This is a genomic window from Haloferax sp. KTX1 (assembly GCF_902410085.1).
GTDB classification, from domain to species: domain Archaea; phylum Halobacteriota; class Halobacteria; order Halobacteriales; family Haloferacaceae; genus Haloferax; species Haloferax massiliensis.
Window position 1 is genome coordinate 42,632 of sequence record NZ_CABPRH010000018.1, and the last position, 20,470, is coordinate 63,101.

17 protein-coding genes are annotated in these 20,470 nt (G+C 68.1%); 7 read left to right on the forward strand and 10 right to left on the reverse strand.

Annotated features, from left to right (window positions below; all coding sequences use genetic code 11):
* Positions 1-35 precede the first annotated feature (35 nt).
* Positions 36-749 carry a helix-turn-helix domain-containing protein gene (locus FY251_RS19455; protein WP_187367459.1) on the reverse strand — a complete coding sequence of 238 codons (714 nt, stop codon included), beginning with the start codon at positions 747-749 and terminating at the stop codon, positions 36-38.
* A 105-nt stretch (positions 750-854) separates the two neighbouring features.
* Between FY251_RS19455 and FY251_RS19460 the strand changes: the two genes are divergently transcribed.
* The 4 genes from FY251_RS19460 to FY251_RS19475 all read left to right on the forward strand — a co-directional run bounded on the left by FY251_RS19460 (position 855) and on the right by FY251_RS19475 (position 5,184).
* Entirely contained in the window at positions 855-1,673 is an 819-nt protein-coding gene (locus FY251_RS19460) for an alpha/beta fold hydrolase (protein ID WP_148416652.1), read from the forward strand.
* Between the two features lie 153 nt (positions 1,674-1,826).
* The gene (locus FY251_RS19465) at positions 1,827-2,693 is read left to right on the forward strand and encodes a hypothetical protein (protein ID WP_148416653.1); all 867 of its coding nucleotides are present in this window, start codon (positions 1,827-1,829) and stop codon (positions 2,691-2,693) included.
* An 86-nt stretch (positions 2,694-2,779) separates the two neighbouring features.
* Positions 2,780-3,556, forward strand: a complete 777-nt coding sequence (locus FY251_RS19470; protein WP_148416654.1) for an ABC transporter ATP-binding protein — start codon at positions 2,780-2,782, stop codon at positions 3,554-3,556.
* Positions 3,553-5,184, forward strand: a complete 1,632-nt coding sequence (locus FY251_RS19475) for a hypothetical protein (protein WP_148416655.1) — start codon at positions 3,553-3,555, stop codon at positions 5,182-5,184. The genes FY251_RS19470 and FY251_RS19475 overlap by 4 nt, the downstream gene beginning before the upstream one ends.
* A 60-nt stretch (positions 5,185-5,244) precedes the next feature.
* Here the strand turns inward: FY251_RS19475 and FY251_RS19480 are convergent, their stop codons facing one another.
* The 4 genes from FY251_RS19480 to FY251_RS19495 all read right to left on the reverse strand — a co-directional run bounded on the left by FY251_RS19480 (position 5,245) and on the right by FY251_RS19495 (position 9,677).
* Complete coding sequence (locus FY251_RS19480; protein WP_148416656.1) at positions 5,245-6,474, reverse strand: PQQ-binding-like beta-propeller repeat protein; 1,230 nt, start codon at positions 6,472-6,474, stop codon at positions 5,245-5,247.
* Between the two features lie 66 nt (positions 6,475-6,540).
* Positions 6,541-7,404, reverse strand: a complete 864-nt coding sequence (locus FY251_RS19485) for a DUF6293 family protein (RefSeq protein WP_148416657.1) — start codon at positions 7,402-7,404, stop codon at positions 6,541-6,543.
* A gap of 519 nt (positions 7,405-7,923) precedes the next feature.
* Positions 7,924-8,331, reverse strand: coding sequence for a PPC domain-containing DNA-binding protein (locus FY251_RS19490; protein ID WP_148416658.1), 408 nt, complete (start codon positions 8,329-8,331; stop codon positions 7,924-7,926).
* Between the two features lie 620 nt (positions 8,332-8,951).
* Complete coding sequence (locus FY251_RS19495; RefSeq protein ID WP_148416659.1) at positions 8,952-9,677, reverse strand: SDR family NAD(P)-dependent oxidoreductase; 726 nt, start codon at positions 9,675-9,677, stop codon at positions 8,952-8,954.
* A 119-nt stretch (positions 9,678-9,796) separates the two neighbouring features.
* Between FY251_RS19495 and FY251_RS19500 the strand changes: the two genes are divergently transcribed.
* Both FY251_RS19500 and FY251_RS19505 read left to right on the forward strand, forming a co-directional pair.
* Positions 9,797-10,750 (forward strand): LLM class flavin-dependent oxidoreductase, encoded by a 954-nt coding sequence (locus FY251_RS19500; protein WP_148416660.1) that lies wholly within the window; start codon positions 9,797-9,799, stop codon positions 10,748-10,750.
* Positions 10,751-10,832: 82 nt separating this feature from the next.
* Positions 10,833-11,657: a polysaccharide deacetylase gene (locus FY251_RS19505; RefSeq protein WP_148416661.1), complete on the forward strand. Its 825-nt coding sequence runs from the start codon at positions 10,833-10,835 to the stop codon at positions 11,655-11,657.
* Between the two features lie 26 nt (positions 11,658-11,683).
* Here the strand turns inward: FY251_RS19505 and FY251_RS23315 are convergent, their stop codons facing one another.
* The 4 genes from FY251_RS23315 to FY251_RS19525 form a co-directional block, all read right to left on the reverse strand.
* Positions 11,684-14,203 (reverse strand): ABC transporter ATP-binding protein, encoded by a 2,520-nt coding sequence (locus FY251_RS23315; RefSeq protein ID WP_148416662.1) that lies wholly within the window; start codon positions 14,201-14,203, stop codon positions 11,684-11,686.
* A 180-nt stretch (positions 14,204-14,383) separates the two neighbouring features.
* Positions 14,384-15,364: an ABC transporter permease gene (locus FY251_RS19515; protein WP_187367457.1), complete on the reverse strand. Its 981-nt coding sequence runs from the start codon at positions 15,362-15,364 to the stop codon at positions 14,384-14,386.
* Positions 15,357-16,364 carry an ABC transporter permease gene (locus FY251_RS19520; protein WP_148416664.1) on the reverse strand — a complete coding sequence of 336 codons (1,008 nt, stop codon included), beginning with the start codon at positions 16,362-16,364 and terminating at the stop codon, positions 15,357-15,359. The genes FY251_RS19515 and FY251_RS19520 overlap by 8 nt, the downstream gene beginning before the upstream one ends.
* Before the next feature lie 60 nt (positions 16,365-16,424).
* Complete coding sequence (locus tag FY251_RS19525; RefSeq protein WP_148416675.1) at positions 16,425-18,008, reverse strand: ABC transporter substrate-binding protein; 1,584 nt, start codon at positions 18,006-18,008, stop codon at positions 16,425-16,427.
* 221 nt (positions 18,009-18,229) lie between these two features.
* Here FY251_RS19525 and FY251_RS19530 point away from each other — a divergent pair, with 221 nt between their 5' ends.
* Positions 18,230-18,934 (forward strand): creatininase family protein, encoded by a 705-nt coding sequence (locus FY251_RS19530; protein WP_148416676.1) that lies wholly within the window; start codon positions 18,230-18,232, stop codon positions 18,932-18,934.
* A 96-nt stretch (positions 18,935-19,030) separates the two neighbouring features.
* Here FY251_RS19530 and FY251_RS19535 read toward each other — a convergent pair whose 3' ends face one another.
* Complete coding sequence (locus FY251_RS19535) at positions 19,031-20,443, reverse strand: amidohydrolase (protein ID WP_148416665.1); 1,413 nt, start codon at positions 20,441-20,443, stop codon at positions 19,031-19,033.
* Between the last annotated feature and the right edge of the window lie 27 nt (positions 20,444-20,470).

A 20,470-nucleotide genomic window follows, 5' to 3' on the forward strand; every position in this document is an offset into this window, starting at 1 on the left:
CCGTCGGCTCGTTGGTTCTTCGGGTCGTTGGGTCGTCAGTCCGGAAGCGGCGGCCACGTCGTCGCCACCGTCCCGGCGATGAGCCGGGTCTGGGCCCGTCGGAGCCGTTCGGAGGCCGAGGAGGCGGTGATGCCGAGTTCGTCGGCGACCTCCCGCAGGGTGGCCCCGCAGGGGATGTCGAAGTAGCCCAGTTCGTACGCCGTCCGGAGCGCCTCGTCCTGTCGGTCGGTGAGTCCCTCGCCCGGGGGTTCGGGGTCGCCGTCGCGGGCGAGGCGTCGGAGGTCGAAACCGGCGTTCCGCCGCCAGAACGACGCGAACCGCCCGAACGCGTCGCGGTCCGCGAACCAGCCGGTCTGTCGCCAGCCCGCAGGCCGGACCTCGATGCGCTCGATGATGGCGTCGGCGGTGGCGAGAGATTCCAGCCCGGCGAGGTCGTCGAGGCTGTCACCGAGCTGTTCTTCGAAGCTCCGCGCCGGAACGGCCTGATACCGGCGTGTCTCGCCCGACTCGCCGATTCGGGTCCAGTCGGCCACGTCGGGAGAGTCGTCGATGGCGCTTTCGAGCGCCCGCGCCGACCCCCCCGTGACCGTGACGACGAACATCGGGCGCTCGCCGTGGTTGTACTGGAGTTCCAGCGCGAGCGTCGCCTCCGAGACCGCCGCCGCGACCCCGGTCAGCGGGAGCGCGTCGCAGTCGATGTCGAACTCGGCGATGAGACCCATACGTCCGCTCTCTCGGCGGTCGGTCATGGGCGTGTCGAAGCGGCCGAGGCGGTCGGCGTCCCGGGAGTGCACTTAAAGCGCCGCACGACTGAGAGTGCGACTTAGCCGCCGCCGGCGACAAGCGAGACCGCGATGCAACCGATTCGATTCGAACCCGGAGCCGAACTGACCGACGACCGATTCGGAGACGACACGCCGCTCCTGTGCTGTCACGGCGGGATGGCACCGCCGGCGTTCTGGGACCCGGTCGTCCCGCATCTCGGGGACTACGAGGTCGTCGTCCCGGAGCGACCCGGCTTCGGCACCTGTCTGGACGACGCCGAGTCGACGCCCGCCGAGGCGGTGCTGGAGCGCGAAGTCGAGTGCGTCCGGGAACTCGTCGAAGCGATTCGCGCGGCGACCGGACGCGACCCGGTGCTGTTCGGTCACTCCTACGGCGCGCTCACCGCCCTCGAAGCGGCGACCGACGCGCGGGTGGCCGCCGTCGCCGCCTACGAACCGGCGGTGCTTCCGGAGGCGTACCGAAGCGAGGCGGACCTCTCGGAGCGCATGGCCGCGCTCGTCGAGGCGGGAGCGCGGCGCGAGGCGGTCAAACGCTACGTCGAGCAGGTGCTCCACCCCGACGGCATCGACGACCTCGACGCGTGGCTCGACGAGTGGCCCGTCTGGCCAGACTGCGTGGCCCTCGCCGAGGAGGTCGTCCGGATGAACCGCGCCGTCGAGCAGTACCGGCTTCCGGCCCGCTTGGACGTTGACGCGCCCGCCGTGGTCTTGGCCGGCACCGACGGCCCCGACTTCCTCCGCGAGAGCGCACGAAACGTCCACGACGCCCTCCCGACCAGCCGGTTCGTGGAGTTCGACGCACTCGGTCACGGCGGCCCGGGTGACGACCCCGAACGAGTCGCGGCCGCCGTCGACGCGTTCCTCCGTGACCGGGCCGGTCACCCGTGAAAGCGACGACCACGCCGGGACTCGTGTAATTACAATCCCGGGCCAACGAGCCTTCTCACGGCCGTCATCGGCCGTTTCGTGGGTCCGAGAGCGGAGGTGACGCGACGACCTGTCAACCAAACATTGATTGTGCGGTGTCGAGACGTGGCCGGTATGGCAGCCCTCCAATCCATCGGTACGGCCGCGGGTTCTCTCAGACGGAACCCGATACTGTTCGTCGTCGCCATGGCGTTCAGCCTGATTCAACTCCCGTCGGTGTTCGCGCAGGCGGTCAGCCCGTTCATCGGGAGCATCATCTCGCTGGGGTTCAGCGGACTCACGATATTCATCGCCCCGTTCTTCCTCGGCGGCGTCCTCGGCATGGCCAACGAGGCCATCGACGGTCGCACCTCGCTCGGCACGTTCGTCAGCGAGGGGAAGTCACACTACGTCTCGCTGCTCGTGGTGTACTTCTCCCTGCTCGTCGTCAACTTCGTGTTGTCGTTCGTCGGCGTCTTCGCCTCGGTGTTCGTCGGCATCGCCGTCCTCGGGGCCGGCGGCGAGACGAGTACCGTCGCGCTCGCGATTCTGGCCGTCGTCGTCCTCGCCGTGGTCCTCACCTACCTCGCCGTGGTGTTCGTCGTGCAGTTCTTCGGCCACGCCATCGTCATCGACGACCTCGGCGCGGTCGACGGCATCAAACGAAGCGTCTCCTGCGTCAGGCGCAACATCGTCTCGGTCCTCGGCTACTCGGTCATCACCGGCCTCGGCGGCGTCCTCGCCGGCGCGGTCGCTGTCGTCATCTCGCTCCTGCTCACCCCGTCGCTCCGGCATCAAGGGGCCGCGGTGGCCGGGTCGGGTGCCGGCGCTCCCGCCGCGTCGGCGTTTTCGAGTCTCCCGACGGTCGGTATCGTCGGCATGGTCGCCCTCGCGGTCGGTCTCGTGCTCTTCAGCGGGCTCATCGGCGGCTTCTTCGCCGCGTACTCGACGGCGTTCTATCGGTCGATTCGCCCGACGAACCCCGAGGCGACGACTCCCTGAGACGGCGGGCGAATCGACGCGGTTCTGTCGCTCGCGTATCAAGTCGCAACCGTTAGGCGTCCGGAGGGTGAATCGGGGGTCGTCCCATGCCCTCCACCAACGCGGCCGTCGCCATCGAAGCGGTCGACCTCAGGAAGACCTACGGCTCCGAGGTCGCGCTCGACGGCGTTTCGCTGTCGATTCCGAGCGGAACAGTGTACGGCTTTCTCGGGCCGAACGGCGCGGGGAAGACGACGACGATGCGTATCCTGACGGGGCTCTCACAGCCCACGAGCGGCTCGGTCCGCATCTGCGGACTCGACGTGAGCGACCGCGGGAACCTCGCGCCCCACGTCGGCTACCTCCCGGAGACGCCGCCGCTGTACGACGAGTTCAGCGCCCGCGAACAGCTCGACTACGTCGCCGACCTCCGCGACATGCCGTCGGAGACGGCCGAGACGCGCATCGACGACCTGCTCGACCAGTTCGACCTCGTCGGCGACGCGAACAAGCGCATCGGCACGTACTCGAAGGGGATGAAACAGAAGACCGCGTTCATCCAGAGCGTGCTCCACGAGCCGGACGTGCTGTTTCTCGACGAGCCGACCTCCGGGCTCGACCCCCGCGCGGCCCGACAGATTCGGACGTCCATCGGCGACGTGGCCGACTCGGGGTCGACCGTCTTCCTCTCGACGCACATCCTCCCCGTCGTGGAGGCCGTCGCCGACGAGGTGGGCGTCCTGTTCGACGGTCGCGTCGTCGCCGAGGGGACGCCCGACGAGGTGAAATCGCGCGCCCAGACGGGCGGCGAGGGCTCGCTCGAAGACGCGTTCCTCGCGGTCACGAGCGACGAGCCGCAACTGTCGGGTGTCGAAGACGAATGAGCCTCCGACGCGACGTTCGCCACGGCCTGCGAATCGGGCGCGCCGAGTTCGTGCGGAGCCTCCGCGGATACGCCTCCGAGACGCGCCGAATCGTCGGGCTCCTGTTACTCCTGTTGTTTTTCGGCGGCAGCCTCCTGTTTTCGCTCCCGGTCGTCTACGTCGCCGGCCGAAGCGCGCAGTCGGTGACCGAGATTCCCTTCTTCGACCTCGCCGCCACCGGGGTGCCCGTGGCGCTCGCGCTTCTGGCGACGTTCCGAACGCTCGAACGAATCGGCCGCGTCGAACACGAGTCGCTCGTGTTGACGACGGTCCATCCGCGGGCCGTCGTCATCGGACTCATCGCGGCCGAAATCGGGCGAATCGCCCTCTGGTTCGGACTCCCGTTCGCGGTCGTCGCCGCGACGTTCACGGCCGGTCTCGGCGCGCCGTCGCTGTTGGTGACGGCGGCCCTCGTCGTCGTCCCGCTCGCGTGCTGTACGACCGTCTGGGGCTATGCGGCCGGCATCGCCGTGCTCCGTGCGTTCGAGCGCCTGCCCGGCGTCCGGCGGGTTCTCAAGGTCGTCGGCTTCGTCGCGACGGTCGCGTTCGTCCTCGTCTCGCAGTCGGTCGGTCGGTCGCTGGCCGACGGGTCGCTCCCGGTCGAGTGGCTGGCGGCGACGCTGGCGATCGGCCCGCTCGGCGACTACCTCGCGCTCGCGTTCGTCGGAACGCCGCTCGCCAGACCGTTTTCTGCGGTCGCCGTCGCCACCTTCGCGGCCATCGTCGCGCTCACGCCCGTCGGCCTCGTCGTCGCCACCCGACAGGCGAGTGCGCTCTGGTTCACCGACCGCGCGACCGGGGGCGACCGAGGCTCGTCGGCGGCGGCGGACGTGGAGGCGAACGGCTCGCCCGGCGGCTTCTCGGTCCCGGGGCCGCTGTCGGCGACGAAAGGCGGCCGCGTCGCGTGGGGCCTGCTCGTCCGCGGCGTCCGCCACCCCCAGAAGTTCACGCACCTCGTCATGCTGGTGTTCTTCCTCGGCCCGCTCGGGACGACCATCGTCCAGTCCTCGGCCGACGGCCTCGGGCCGCTTCTCGCGGCGAGCGGGGCCGGCCTCGGGACCTATCTGGCGGGCGCGACGTTCGGCCTCAACCCCCTCGGCGACGACCGCCCGCAGTTCCCGCTGTTGCTGTTGACCGCGACCGCGCCGCGGGCGCTGGTCCGCGGGCGCGTGCTCGCCGGGATCGTCCTCGGCGTTCCCGTCGCCGCGGCGCTCCCGCTTGCGACGGTCGCCCTCGGCACGTCGCCGCTGTCGGCGGTCGGCTTCGCGCTCGTCGGCGTCTGTATGTGCGTCGCCGCGGCGGCCTTCGCGGTCGGCATCGGCGCGGCCTACCCGATATACGAGGAACGCGAGTTCTGGGGCGCGAAGACGGTCGTTCCCTCGACGCTCGTGTTGATGGCGTTCATGTTCGTCGTCGGCCCCGGAACCGTCATCGGCCTCGTCGCCACGTGGTTCGGCGTCACCGGCCACCTCTCGGCGACGCCGCTTCTCGCCGTCGGACTCGGGCTGTACCTCCTCGTGACCGTCGGCGTCTCCTACGGCGCGTACCGGTACGCGATTCGACGGTATCGGACGTACACGTTCGACTGACGGGAGACGGCGTCGTCGGTCGGCGCAACTTCCGAGCGCGGCGGCGACGACCCGCCGGCGTCAGTCCGCCACGCGGAACACGCCGGGGTCCCTTCCGGTTCCGGCGAAGTAGAGTTCCGACCCGCGGACCGACAGACCGCCGGTGGGTCTGACATCGAGCGCCTTCGACCACAGTTCCTCGCCGGACGCCGCCGAGACGGCGACGAGGCGGTCGTCGCTCGCCACGAAACGGGTGTCGCCGGCGACGACCGGCGGCCGAGAGAACGTATCCGCATCGAGCGACAGCGACCAGTTCGTCGCGCCGTCGGCGGCGTCGAACGCGGCGAGGCTCCCCCGCGAGGACTGGACGTGAAGCGTGTCGCCCGCGACGGCGGTCCGCGGGCTGCCGTTCTCCGGGAGCGGAACCGACGCCCGCCACTGCGTCGACCCGTCTTCGAGGGCGAGGGCGAACACGTTCCCGCGGTGGGCGTCGTAGTAGAGGTGAGCGTCGCCCACCGCGAGCGGGACGCCGGTCTGCGGGAGGTCCTCGCGCCGCCACCGCTCCTCGCCGGTCGCGGCGTCGAGCGCGGCGACGCCGGTCTGCTCGTGGTCGACGCCGATTGGCGTGTAGACGACGCCGTCGCGGGCGACGAGTCCCGGCGACGCCCTGCCGGCGTCGTAGCTCCATCGCTCCTCGCCGGTCGCGGGGTCGCGCCCGAAGACGGTCGACCCGCCGCCGTCCGCGAGCGTCCCCGCCGAGAGCACCGGGGCGTTCTCGGGAGTCCCGTAACCGCCCTCGCTCGTCCGCCAGCACCGCTCGCCGGTTCGAGCGTCGTAGGCCGCGACGAACTCGGCGGTCGAGACGAACATCGCGTCGCCGGCGAGCGTGGGCGTGGATTTGCCGTGCGCGTAATCGACGGTCCACGCGTCGTCGGACTCGGCGGGAGCGGTCTCGGAATCGAGGTCGAGCGCGCGGTAGACGCCGTCCTCGCCCTCGCCGTCGCTGTAGCCGAGCACGCCGCGACCGTCGGCGAGCGCGACCGACGTGCCGAGCGCCGCGTCGCCGGACGCGATTCGCTCGACGCTCGCGTCCGCTGTGGGTCCGGGGTCGGTCGTGTGGCCGGTGTTGGCGAAGTCGCGCTGGTAGGTCGGCCACGCGCCCGCCACGTCGCCGACCGGCGCGTCGCGTCGGTAGTCGCGCTCAACGTCGAGGGCACTGAACGCGCGGGCGACGCAGCCTGAGAGCGACGCGAGGGCGGTCGCGCCGCCGGCCGCGAGGACGGCTCTGCGCGTCTGCTTGTTGGAGGGCATATATGTCAGCATATCTTCTCGACTGTACTAACAGTTACCCTCGGGGTGCGAGAGTGGCGACTATCCCTACCGATTTTCGACGAGCGCGTCGACCGGGTTGTCGAGGGCGAAATCGACGTTCTCGGAGGGGTCTTCGGTCCGGGCTTCGAGGTCCGAGACGACCGATTCGGCCCGGTGGCGGAACGCGCGGAGCGTCTGTCTGCCCTCCTCCGTGAGTTCGAGATACCGGCGGGTTCCGCGACGGGTGACGGTGACGTAGCCCTGGTGTTCGAGCGTCGCGGTGACGCGGTTGTCGAGGACGTTGTAGTCGCCGGTGACGGGGTCGTAGTCGGCGGCGTCGCCGTCGACGCGGCCGCGCATGAAGTCGAGGCCGTAGCGGGCCGCCTCGGTGATGAGCGTCTTCTTTTTCGCGTGTTTGGCGTCGGTGTCGTGGGCCTCGATGATGGCGAGCGCGGCGACCTGGTCGGGGGACGGAGAGTCGATTTGGTAGGTGGTCAAGAGCGACGCCCGCTCGAAGCCCTCAGTGACCGGCGCGTCGAGGCCGTGCGGCCGGACCTCGGGGTCGACGACGTAGGGTTCGGCGTCGGTGTGTTCGTCCATGCAGGCCATCGTCGCGCCGACGGCCGCGCGCTTGGTGCCGGCGGTGACGTTGACGCGGACGAAGTCGTCGGGGTGCCAGTCGGCGATGGTCGTAATCGCGCCCATCACCTCGTACATGTCGAAGAGGTCGAGGTACTCGACGTCCGGCGAGGAACCGATTACGTCGGCGATGCGGTCGACGACCGCCTCGTGATACGTCGGGCGCTCGACCGACGGGTCGTCGTGTTCGAGGAGGTAGACCTTATCCGGCCGGTCGTCCTCGATGGGGCCGACGATGCGGTCGTGTTCGCGCCACAGGGGGACGATGTGAACGCGGAGGTGTCGTTTCATCTATCACTCTCGGCCACGACCCCCCGCGTCGAAAGTCATTCGATTGGGAGATTCGCGCACGAGCCGACTGTAGAGCGCCTGAAGCCACACATACCGACGTACACATGCTACTCGCGCTACTCACGTTACACACGGTAGTAACCGAGGAACCGACAATGTGGGGTACCGACTACGAATAGTTGCCGCCGGCCGCACTCAGACGGAACGGCGGTTGCCCCGCCGACGGCGACGCGACCACCGGTCCCCGGCCGCGTCCCCGCGGCGGAACCCGCGTCGGCGGACGCCCCCCGGACCCCTCGTTCGGCGCGTTCGGGGCGTCGGCCAGTCCGCCGACCGCACGCCCTCCCCCTCGCTTCGGCCCTCCACCACCGGCCGACGCCCCGACAGCGCCGACTTTTCTTTCTCCGCATCGCCACCGCCACCCCACGAGCGCGCCGCTCGCGACACACAGCGGGCGCACAGGAAAACGACCGAGAGGCCGCACCGCGACTCGCTCGGTTCGGCGTGGCCCGTCTCTAATCAGATGTCGAACACGTCGAGGCCGGTCCGCTCGTCGAGGTGGTGGGTCAACGGCGTCTCGCCGAGGTGGATGACGACCTCGAACGTCCCGGAGACGCGCGCGCCGGAACAGTGGCCGCCGAGCGTCTCGAAGTCGCGCGTGCCGACCTGAATGTGCGTGTGAATCTTGTCGGGGCCGATGTTGCCGAGGAAGCTCGTCACCTCGAACTGGCCCGTGAACTCCTCTTCGAGGTACTCCTGATCGTCCACGTCGTAGTGGCCGAGCGTGACGGAGTCGACCGCACCGATACCCGTGAGAAAGCCGTGTTCGATGTCGAACTCGTCGCGCACCGACGCGAGCGAATCGAGGACCCGCTCGCCGGGGTCCAGCCTGACGACGACCGTGTCATCTTCTTTGACGTAGTCCATGGTTGTGCCCGAGCGTCCGGTACAGCGGCGGCGGCGTAATATGTTTTGAAAGGCTCAACGTTGCGGGACGACAGTGGTGTCAGAATACTCCGGTATCCGAGTGAACTACAGAATAACCAATTTTTGGATATATTTTGTTCGAGTTCTCTCCCCGACACCCGGCCGGCCGATTTTCGCTCGACCAAGACGACTATCCCCGTCCACCGATTCAGCCGTGTCTCCGGGTTACCGCCCGCTGTAGACGCCTTGACCCTCGGATAGACGGAAGTAGCCAGTTGTCTCGTCGCCGAGTCGCGGACTACCGGAGCACGGCAATTTAGTCCGACCACGCCCGTCCTGTCGTTACCTCTGAGACACGGGACGTAGAGAGGTTCAGAGACCTGTATAGGACGAAATAGCGCGTTTTCTAACTGGACTGCGCATCGCGGCCGACGCGCGAGACGCGTCGAGGCCACCGGCGAGACCCACCGGACAGAGCAACCGACGACGAGTCGTGCGAGGATTCGAACGAAGAACAGTAGTTTCGGAATTCATATATGAAACGTAGTATGATATGTTTGGATACCGGACCGGCTCAGTCGGCGCGACGCGAAACCCCCCGAGCGAAGTCGCACATCGCGTCACCGGAGCATCGAACCGCCGTCGACGGTCAGCACCGTGCCCGTCATATAGCTCGCGCCGTCGCAGAGAAACGCGACTACGTCGGCGACTTCCTCGGGCGTCCCGATACGTTCGAGCGGGAGGTCGGCGGCGTACTCGGCGAGCGACTCCTCGGTCCAGAGGTTCGATTCGGTGAGAAGCGGCGTCTCGACGAGTCCCGGCGCGACGCAGTTGACGCGCACCTCGGGGCCGAGCTGTTTCGCCAGCCCCTTCGTCAGCCCGAAGACGCCCGCCTTCGACGAGGAGTAGTGGACGCCGCCGGTGGCGCTTCCGCGGAGGCCGGCGACGCTGGAAACGCTGACGATGGCACCCTCGCCACGCTCGACCATTCCCGGGGCGACGGCGCGGGCGACGACGTACTGCCCCTTGAGGTTCACGTCGAGGACGCGGTCCCACTCGTCGGGGTCGAGGTCCGCGAGAGAGACGGCCCGCGAGACGCCCGCGTTGTTCACGAGCGCCGCCACGTCGGCGACCGATTCGACCGCGGCCACCGCGTCCGCGACCGCGTCGGGGTCGCGAACGTCGACCGCGAACTCGTGGACGCGCTCGTCGTCCCAGTCGGTCTCGCCGGTCGCGACGTCGAAGCAGGCGACGTGGTCGTAGTCCGCTCGGAGTCGCTCGACGACCGCCCGACCGATGCCGCTTGACGCGCCGGTCACGATTGCCGCGCGCTGGTGGTCCGTCATGTGGTTCGGGAGGGCGCGAACCGTAGTACGTGTTGGGGTGGCGGCGAGTGAAGTGTAGCAGCGGGTGGCGCGATGCGAGAAGTGGTAACTGTTTTCGTGGTCGCGCGTGAGCCGTTCGTATGCAGTTCGCAGTCAACGTTCCGACCAGCGCCGGCGACTCCGTTCACTCCCAGTTGGCGTTCTGCGACGAGATTTCGTGGGACGCGCAGGTCGGGTTCGCCGTGGCGATGGAGAACTTCGGCTTCGACGGCGTCGCCGTCCCCGACCACGTCATGACCGGCACCGGCCCCACGACGGAGTGTTTCGTCACGCTGGCCGGTATCGCCCGCGAGACCGAAGACGTGTACCTCTACCCGAAGACGGTGAACAACCACTTCCGGAACCCCGCGCTCCTCGCCAAGCAGGCCGCGACCCTCGACGCCGTGAGCGAGGGGCGGTTGAAGCTCGGCATGGGAGCCGGCTGGAAGGAGAGCGAGGCGCGGGCCTACGGCTACGACTGGCCGGACGCGCCGACTCGCCTTCGGATGCTGGAGGAGTCGATTCGAATGCTCAAGCGACTGTGGACCGAGGAGACGGTCAGCTTCGACGGCGACTACTACACCCTCGACGAGGCGATGTGCCGGCCGTATCCCGTCCGAGACCCGCACCCGCCCGTCATGGTCGGCGGCGGCGGCGAGTCGTTCACCCTCCGAATCACCGCCCAGTTCGCCGACTCGTGGAACTTCTGGGGACCGCCGGAGGTGATGCGACACAAACTGGACGTGCTCGAACGCCACTGCGAGGGATACGGCCGGCCGTTCGAGGAGATAGAGCGCTCGTGGTTCGCGCGGTGTCTGATACGCGAGGACGAGGTGGAACTCGACGCCCTCCTCGACGAGCACTTCCCGCGGTTCAAACCCGAACACGTCGCCGACAGCGAGTACCCGCTCGTCGGCACGCCCGAGCAGGTCCGCGAGCGACTGGCGACGTTCGACGAGATGGGCTTCGGCGAAGTCGTCGTGGAGTTCGTGGACTTCCCCGAGACGACGAGCGCCGAGTTGTTCGCCGAACAGGTCGCGCCGGCGTTTCGATAACTCGCGGGGCAGGAGACGATAGGTCGCCGGCCGGGGGTGCGGCATGGAAACAGCTATCACATCGATTTTCGTAGGTCGAAGCGTGACTCACCACAGCGTCTGCCTCACGTTCGACTTCGACGGCGTCTCCTCGTGGATACACTCCTTCGAGTCGCCGGACAGTCCGACGAAACTGTCGAGAGGGCTGTTCGGCGTCGACGTGGGCGCGCCCCGCGTCCTCGACCGCTTAGACGAGTTCGGCGTCGAGACCACGTGGTTCACGCCGGGCCACACCATCGATAGCTTCCCCGAGGCCGCCGAGGAGGTGTGGAGCCGCGGCCACGACATCCAACACCACGGCTGGTCCCACACCCGACCGGGACAGTACGAGTCGAGGGCGGCCGAGTACGACGACGTGAAACGCGGCGTCGAGAGCATCGTGGACCTCACGGGCCGGCGGCCGACCGGCTACCGCTCGCCCTCGTGGGATTTTTCGACCCACACGCTCGGCATCCTCGACGAACTCGGCTTCGAGTGGGACTCCAGCCAGATGGCGACCGACTTCGAGCCGTACCGCGTCCGCGAGGGGTGGGCCGCGCCCGCCGACGCCCCCTTCGAACGCGGCACCGAGACCGACATCGTCGAGGTGCCCGTCTCGTGGCAACGCGACGACTTCCCGGCGTTCGCGTTCAACCGCGAGCGGGGCTACGCGAACGAGAAAGCGGTGTTCCGCCAGTGGCGCGAGCAGTTCGACTGGATGGTCGACAACGTCGACGGCGGCGTCTTCGTCCTCACGATGCACCCGCAGGTCATCGGGCAGGCCCACCGGCTCGCCCGGCTCGAATCGTTCGTCGAACACGTCGCCGACGCGCCGGGCGTCGCCTTCGAAACCGTGGGCGAGGTCGCCGACCGATTCGGGTCAGAGTAACGCGACGAAAAGACGGCGGCGCTTTTTCAGGAGTAGTGGTGACAGCTGACGATACGGTCGAGTCCGTCGGGCGACTCCAGCGCCGGCACCTCGGAGGTGCAGGCGCTCGGCTCGACGAACGTCTCGGTTAGGAGCGACGCGGCGTCGCGCCACGCGCCCTCGGATGCGAGCGAGAGCGCGCGCTCGACGGTCGTGCCGGCGTCGCCGGCGGGGAGACCGTCGGGGAAGTACGTCGCCCGCGCGTCGTCGGCGGCGACGTCCGGGGACTCGCGCTGGACGGCCCTGACGAACCGGCGCACGCGGTCCCACTCGTCGTCGCCGAGGCCGAGTTCCGCCGGGGCGACGAGGCTCGGACACCGGGTGTGGAACCGACAGCCGCTCGGCGGGTGAATCGGCGACGGCACGTCGCCGGACAGCGGGACGGTCTCGCGGGACACCCGCGGGTCGGGCACCGGAATCGACGAGAGGAGCGCCCGGGTGTAGGGGTGCTTCGGCGACTCGAACAGGTCGTCCTTGTCGGCGAGTTCGACCAGTTCGCCGAGGTACATCACGGCCACGCGGTCGCAGACGTGGCGGATGACACTCAGGTCGTGGCTGATAAACAGGTACGTCAGCCCGAACTCGTCTTGGAGCTCTTTCATCGTGTTGAGCACCTGCGCCTGCACCGACGCGTCGAGCGCCGAGGTCGGTTCGTCGCAGACGATGAAGTCGGGGTCGACAGAGAGCGCCCGCGCGAGGTTGACCCGCTGGCGCTGGCCGCCGGAGAACTGGTGCGGGTAGCGGTTGTAGTGGCCGGCGTCGAGGCCGACCGTCTCCAGCAGTTCGCGCGCCCGCCCCTCGCGGTCGCCCTCGTAGAGCCCGTGGGCCCGCATCGGCTCCTCGACGGTTTCGCCGACGGTCATCCGCGGGTCGAGCGACGCCTGCGGGTCCTGAAAGACGAACTGCATGCGCTTGCGGCGCTTTCGAAGCTCCTCTTTCGAGAGCTCCGCGAGGTTCTCCCCGTCGAAGACGATGTCGCCGGAGGTCGGGTCGACCAACCGGAGGAGCGTCCGCGCGAGCGTGGACTTCCCGCAGCCGGACTCGCCGACGAGGCCGAGGGTCTCGCCGGGCTGGATGTCGAACGAGACGCCGTCGACCGCGCGGACGTGCTCGCGGTCGACCGAGAAGGGGAGCAGTCCCGCGTCCCGGTCGAACCGGAGGCGGTCGAGGAAGCCGTCGCTCGCGTCGAAGTACTTCCGCAGGTCGCGCACGCTGAGAAGCGGGTCGGCGTCGGGGGCGACGGTGGAGCCGTTGCTGGCGGCGACGGCCGGAACGTCGTCGGTGGCATCGGAGGCGTCGGGAGCGTCGGTGGTGGTGTCACCGGCGGAATCGGAAGCCGACTCGGCGGCGGTCGAAGCCGACACCGACTCGGCGTCGTCGAGCGGGGCGCTCTCCCAGTAGCCCGCCTCCGCGAAGGCGTCGTTTCGCAGGCACGCCGCTCGGTGCGGCGCGGCGGCGACTTCGGTGAGGGCGGCCCCGCCGGCGGGGTGTGTCGCTCCGTCGCCGCGTTCGTCTTCGCCCTCGTCGACGACGCGGGCGTCGGGGTGGGCGTGCAGACACGCCTCGCGGGCGTGCGGACACCGCGTGTGGAAGCGACAGCCCTGCGGCGGGTTGATAGCCTCGGGCATGATGCCCTCGATGGGCGACAGGCCGTCCACGTCGCGGTCGGGCCGCGGAATCGACCCGAGGAGCGCCTCGGTGTAGGGGTGTTTCGTGTCGTGAAAGAGGTCGTCGACGGTCGCCTGCTCGACGATTTCGCCGAGGTACATCACGGCCACGCGGTCGCATATCTCGGCGACGACGCCCATGTCGTGGGTGACCCAGACGAACGACGTGTCGTAGCGCGCCGCGAGGTCCTTCACGAGGTCGAGAATCTGCGCCTCGACGGTCACGTCGAGCGCCGTCGTGGGTTCGTCGGCGATGACGAGGCTCGGTTCGCACGCGAACGCCATCGCGATGAGGACGCGCTGGCGCATCCCGCCGGAGAACTCGTGGGGGTAGTCGTCCATGCGGCGTTCGGCCTCGGGGATACCGACCTCGCGGAGGCGCTCGACCGCGATGGCCTCGGCCTCGGCCGCCGACACGTCGCGGTTGAGCCCGATAATCTCGCTCAACTGCTCGCCGACGGTGAACACCGGGTTGAGGCTCTCCGTGGGGTCCTGGAATATCATCGCGATTTCGCGGCCCCGGACGCGCTCGCGAATCTCGCGGCTCGACAGCATCTCGGGGTCCTGTCGGGGTTCGCCATCGGGGTCGTCGCCGCGCTCGACGCCGACGAGCAGGTCGTCTTCGAAGCGGACCTCGCCGTTGACGATGACGCCCGGCGAGTCGATGAGACGCATGATGCTCCGCGCCGCGACGCTCTTTCCCGCGCCGCTTTCGCCGACGATACCGAGCACTTCGCCGCGCTGTACCTCGAACGAGATACCGTCGACGGCCCGGACGGTCCCCGCGTCGGTGCGGAAGTGGGTGTGCAGGTCGCGGACGGTGAGTAGCGTGTCAGACATTGGTCGTGGAATCGTGGGGGGCGTCGGCGCGTGAGATGGGTGCCTCTGCAGAACCGCGAGAGCGAGTGCCGACGCCGCCCCGGGGAGGGAGCGATAGTTCGGCGGGCGAGCGACTGGCGGCGGCCGGGCGACTCCCGGCCCCGCGGCGGACGGTCGGTGAGAGGTGTCGTCCGTGCATCGTCAGTCGTTCGACCGCGGGTCGATTGCGTCGCGCAGGCCGTCGCCCAGCAGGTTGAAGCCGACGACCGTCGCGAGAATCGCGAGGCCGGGCCAGAGACTGAACCACGGGTTGACGATCATGTACTGCCGCGAGTTGGCGAGCATCTGCCCCCACGACGGCGTCGGGGGTTGGACCCCGAACCCGAGGAACGACAGCGACGCGACGATGAGGATGTTCACGCCGACCTGCAACGTCGACTGGACGAGCACCGGCGCGAAGCTGTTGGGGATGATGTGGCGGAAGATGATGTGGCGGTCGCGGACGCCGGCGGCCTTCGCGGCCTCGACGTACTCCATCTCCCGGACGCTCAGCACCTGCGAGCGAATCAGCCGCGTGAACACCGGAATCGTCGTGATGGAGACGCCGACGATGGCGATGCCGAGCTCGCGGCCGAACGCGGACATGATGGCGATGACGAGGATGAGGAACGGAATCGCGTACAGCGACTCGACGAACCGCTGGAGCACGTCGTCGACCCAGCCGCCGTAGTAGCCGGAGACCGCGCCGACGACCGTCCCGATGGTCATCCCGATGCCCGTCGCGATGAGACCAACCTGAACGGCGATGCGCGTCCCGTACACCAGCCTGACGAGCACGTCGCGGCCGCGGTGGTCCGTCCCGAGCGGATGCGCCCACGTCCCCGTCCCGAAGCTGTTTTCGATGCCGACCGGCGGGAGCAGGATGGCGCTGCCCGCGGAGTCGCTCTCCGGGTGGTACCAGTACGTCGCCGCGAACTGGTAGTCGAACAGGTCGGCGTCGATGGTCGTCACCAGCGCGACGAGCGTCACGAGCCCGATGACGTAGAGGCCGACGCGCGACGCCGAGTTGCGCTTTAGCTGTCGGAACACCTGCGACGTGCGCGAGACGGCTGAGTGCTCGTCGGCGTCCGCGACGCCGCCCGTGTGAGCCGAGTCGCCGACGGCGGCGGTCGAATCACTCACCGGCACCACCCCCGTAGGAGATGCGCGGGTCGATGACCGCGTACAGCACGTCCACGACGAGCACGCCGAGGACGAACACGATGGCGAAGAATATCGTCGTGCCCATGATGAGCTGGTAGTCCTGCGCTCGGACCGCGGTGATGATGAGGTTCCCCATCCCGTTGATGTTGAAGACCGTCTCGGTCAGCACCGCGCCGCCGAGGGCGGTCGTCATCTGGATGCCGATAACCGTGAGCACCGGCAGTTGGGCGTTTTTGAACGCCTGCCGCCGGAGAATCGTCCGCTCGGAGACGCCGTAGGCGCGGGCGAGTTGGACGTAGTCCTTGTTGAGCACTTCGAGCATCGACGACCGCTCGATGCGCGTGATGGCCGCCATCTGGAGCGTCCCCAGCGTGATAGAGGGGAGTATCAGATGCGACGCGGCGGTCGCGAGCACGTCCAGTCTCGACGTCGCCCCGTCGACCGACGCGGGGTCGGCCCACGGCATGATGAGCCCGCTCGGCGGCAGGAGGTCGCCGTAGTACGCGAACACGATGATGAGCAGCAGGCCGACCCAGAAGCTGGGCGTGCTGACGCCGACGAGCGACGTGATGCGAGCGAGGTGATCGTAGCCGTTGTTACGGTTCTTGGCGGCGAAGATGCCCAGCGGAATCGCGGAGCCGATGGCGAGGGTGAAACTCGACGCGAGGAGCAGCAGCGTCACCGGAAGCCGCTCGAAGATTTTCTCCGTGACCGGGACTCCCCCGTAGTGGATGCTCGTCCCGAAGTCGCCCGTGGCGACGGCCGCGACGTACTTGATGTACCTGATGTACAACGGTTGGTCGAGGCCGTATCTCGCGCGTGCGGCCTCGATGGCCGCCGCGTCGGCGGCCGGCCCGACGAGGATGCGAACCGGGTCGCCGGGAATCGAGTTGATGAGGACGAACGTGACCGTAACGACGAACAGCAATACCGGAACGATTTGGAGTAATCGCCGTCCGATGTAGCCGGTTGTCGTCATTGATTGGGTGGATGGGGAGTGAGCATATAACCTTTGGTAACTGTTACCGACTGTGAGCGTTTATCTGTCGACCGAGACGTTGTTGTAGGAGGTGAGGAGCCGCGGGTTCTGCGGCGAGACCGGGTGGACCTGGAAGTCGCTGACGGTGGACTTCACGCCGTAGGAGTTCTTGTAGTTGAACGCCGGGAGGTGGACTTTCTCCTCCAAGAGCGTCGAGATGGCCGACTGGTAGAGCTGTTGGCGCTCGTCGCGGTCGGTCGACTCGCGCGCGCCCTGAATCTGCGCCATGACCTCGTCGTTCCGGTAGTAGACGCCCTGGTTCACGCCCTCCGAGTCCTCGTGGAACAGGTTGTAGATGAAGTCGTCCGGGTCGGGGTAGCGGACCCACCCGAGGACGTAGATGTTGTAGTCCGAGGCGTTGCCGGTGTACGCGCGGCTGAGCATCGCGCCCCAGTCGAGCCGTTCGACGTGGGCCTCGTAGCCGGCCTCCTTGATGCCGTTGGCGATGGAGAGGCCGATGTTCTCGCGGTTGTCGTCCGGCGGGACGATGATTTTCGCGTCCCAATCGGCGGGGACGCCGGCCTCCTCGAACAGCGCCGTCGCCTGCTCGACGTCCTTGTCGTTCGGAATCTCCATCCACGCTTCGAGCGGCATGTCCCACTCTTCGACCATCGGACCCGGAAGCGGGCCGTACTGGCGGAGTCCGGCCGGGTCGATGTAGCGGTCGACCGCGTCGTCCATCGAGAAGCTGTAGTCGATGGCCTCGCGGACGCGCTTGTCGGCGGTCGGCCCCTCGTTGCAGTTGAACGCGACGTAGAAGTAGCCGACGCTCTCGACCTCGGAGATGCTCGTGTCGTCGGTGCTCTCGACGGTCTCCCAGAGTCGGGGCGGAATCGTCTCGATGACGTCCACGTCGCCCGTCCGGAGGTTGGTGACGCGCGTCGTCGACTCCGTGATGGGCGTGAACTCCACGCCCGCGACGTTGGGCAGTTCGTCGCCCCAGTAGTCGTCCCAGCGTTCGAGCGTGACGTAGTTGCTCTCTTCCCACTCGACGAACCGGAACGGCCCCGAACCGATGGGCTGTTCGGTGCTGAACGCCTCTTTGTCCTCCTCGCGGACGGCCTCGGGCACGACCTGATGGGTGAGGACGTGCTGGAACATCGCGTAGGGGTTCGAGAGGTCGAACTGGACGGTCGTCTCGTCGATAGCCTCGACGGAGTCGATGACGCTGAAGATGCCCAGGAGGGGCGTCTCCTCCTCGATTGGCGCGCGGAACGAGTAGGCCACGTCCTCGGCGGTGACCGGGTCGCCGTTGTGGAACGTCGCGTTGTCGACGATTTCGACGGTGTAACGGGTGTTGTCCCGCTCGATGGTCGGCATACTCGTCGCGAGGTTCGGGACCACGTCCGTCCCCTCGCCGTAGGTGTACAGCTGGCTGAACACCCGGTTTGCGACGAGCGCGTCGGGGTTCGAAAGCTGCGTTATCGGGTCGAACCGGACGGGATTCAGCGACTGTCCGATGTTTATCGTCGCGTCGGAGCTACCGGAGGACGTCTCCGTTCCGCCGCTCGTGGTCGTTCCGCCGCCGCCGTCGCCCTCGGTCGTCGTTTCGGAACCCGAGTCGGACGTACAGCCGGCGAGCAAGACGGGTATCGACGCGCCCGTCGCTTTCAGTATGTTTCTACGTGAGACACTCTCTCTCATCATTGACGCCGAATCATTTCGGCATCACCGACTTAACCGTTTGCATACTACGCATTCGTTTCCTCTTATCCGCGCAGACTGCCGGATGGTGAATTATTATATACGACAAGTGTGCGTATCTCCCTATGGACTCAACGGAGTCACAGTCGCTCCTAGCGGAGATGACGTGGCAGGAAGCCGAAACCGCGTTCGACGAGGCGGACTTCGTCGTGCTCCCCTGCGGGGCAACCGAACAGCACTCGACGCACCTCCCGACCTCGGTCGACTCCATCCGGGCGGAGAACCTGACCGCGGAGCTCGCCGCGGCGGCCCCGGAACACGACCTGAACCTCCTCGTTCTCCCGGTCCTCCCGTACGGCTACTCGGAGCACCACATCAACTACGCGGGGACGATTTCGCTCGGAGCCGACACGTATCAGGAGATAATCATCGACGTGGGCCGGTCGGTCCAGCGCCACGGCGGGACCCGATTTCTCGTCGCCAACTTCCACGGGGGGAACATCGAACCGCACAAACTCGCGCTCGACCGACTCCAGCGCGACCACGGACTCGACTCGTACTACGCCCACTGGACGAACTTCGCCCGCGACCAGTTAGAAGCGCGGTTCGGCACCGAGTGGGGCCACGCCGGCGAGTACGAGACGAGCGTCATCGAACACTACCGGCCCGACCTCGTCCGCGGCGACCGCAAGACGCCGCAGACGAAGAAGAACCGCTACGAGGTCCGCCAGTACGCCCACTTCGACGACCTGACCGTAGAAGGCGGCCTCGGCGACCCGACGCAGTCCGACCCCGAATTCCTCGAAGACGTCATCGAGGCGACGACCGACCGCATCCTGACGCACCTCCGGTCGGAACTGGAGTAACGCGAGCCTCGGCGACGGAAGAACGGACAGAAGCGAGCGAAACCGCGTACCGGAACCGGAGCCGAAACGAGGGCTGATTTTCCCGACGCTCGCCGCCTACAGCGTGAGGTGGAAGGGCGGCTCCGTCCCCTCCGGCAGCGCCGTCTCGTACTCGCCGGGGACCGACGCCTCGAACTCCTCGCGGGCCGCCGCCACCAGCGCCTCGTCCGAAAACAGGTCGAGCGTCGTCGCCGCGAGGACCTTCGCGGCGTACACCGCGGCCTTCGACCCGAAGCTCCCGTTTGCGGCGACCGCCTGCCACGTGTGCGAGGGCGTTCCCACCGGCCACGACGCCGCCCAGAACTGCGCGGTCGGCGTGATCCAGCTCACGTCGCCGACGTCCGTGGAGCCGTTGAGCACGGTCCCCACGTCGTAGGAGGGCTGGGCGTCCGGATACAGCACCGACGAGCGCGCCGCCTCCCGCCGCTCCTCGGAGAGTTGCGCCGTCCGCGCCTCGATGGTCTCCGCCGACAGCGTCTCCCGAAGCTCCGCGGCGAACTCGCGGTCCTCGTCGGTGTACGGGATGGGACCGGCGAGTCGCATGTTCTCCAGCAGTTTGTCCGACAGCGCGTGGTTCGCCACGTAGTCGTAACAGCCGGTGTGGAACCGCCGCGACACCGTCGTCTGGGTCATGAGCGCCGCGCCCTCGGCCACGTCGTCGAGCCAGTCGGTGATGCGGTCGACCTCGTCGCGGGTCGGCGCGCGGACGTAGAACCACGCCGTCGCCTCCGCGGGGACGACGTTCGGCGCGCCGCCGCCATCGGGGATGGTGTAGTGGATGCGGGCGTCGTCGGAGACGTGCTCGCGCATGAACTCCGACCCGGTGTTCAGCAGTTCGACGGCGTCGAGCGCGCTCCGACCCGACTGCGGGCTGTCGGCGGCGTGGGCCGACTCGCCGTGAAACGTGTACTCGACGGAGTTCATCGCGAGCGTCTGCGCCATGAACGGCGCGCTGAGGTGGCTCGGGTGCCACGTGAGCGCGGCGTCGAGGTCGTCGAACGCCCCGTCGCGGGCCATGAACACCTTGCCGACGAGAATCTCCTCGGCGGGACAGCCGAAGAACGTGACCGTCCCCTCGGCCCGCCCGTCGTCGATGGCGCGCTTCGCGGCGAGGGCGGCCCCCACGCCGGCGACGCCGAAGAGGTTGTGTCCACAGCCGTGGCCCGGCGCGCCGACTTCGACGGGTTCCCTGCTCGACGACACCGTCTGGGACAGCCCGGGCAGGGCGTCGTACTCCCCGAGGATGCCGACGTGCGGGTCGCCCTCGCCGTAGGTCGCTTTGAACGCCGTCGGCATCCCGCCGATGTCCTCGGTGACGTCGAACCCGGCGTCGCGGAGGACCGACGAGAGCAACTCGGCGGACTCGGTCTCGTGAAGCCCGAGTTCGGGCGTCTCCCAGAGCGACTCGGCGAGCGAGACGAGTTCCGCCTCCAGCGACTCGACCGTCTCGAACGTCTCGTTGTGGTTCATTGAGTCTCGTCCGAATCGACTGGAGAA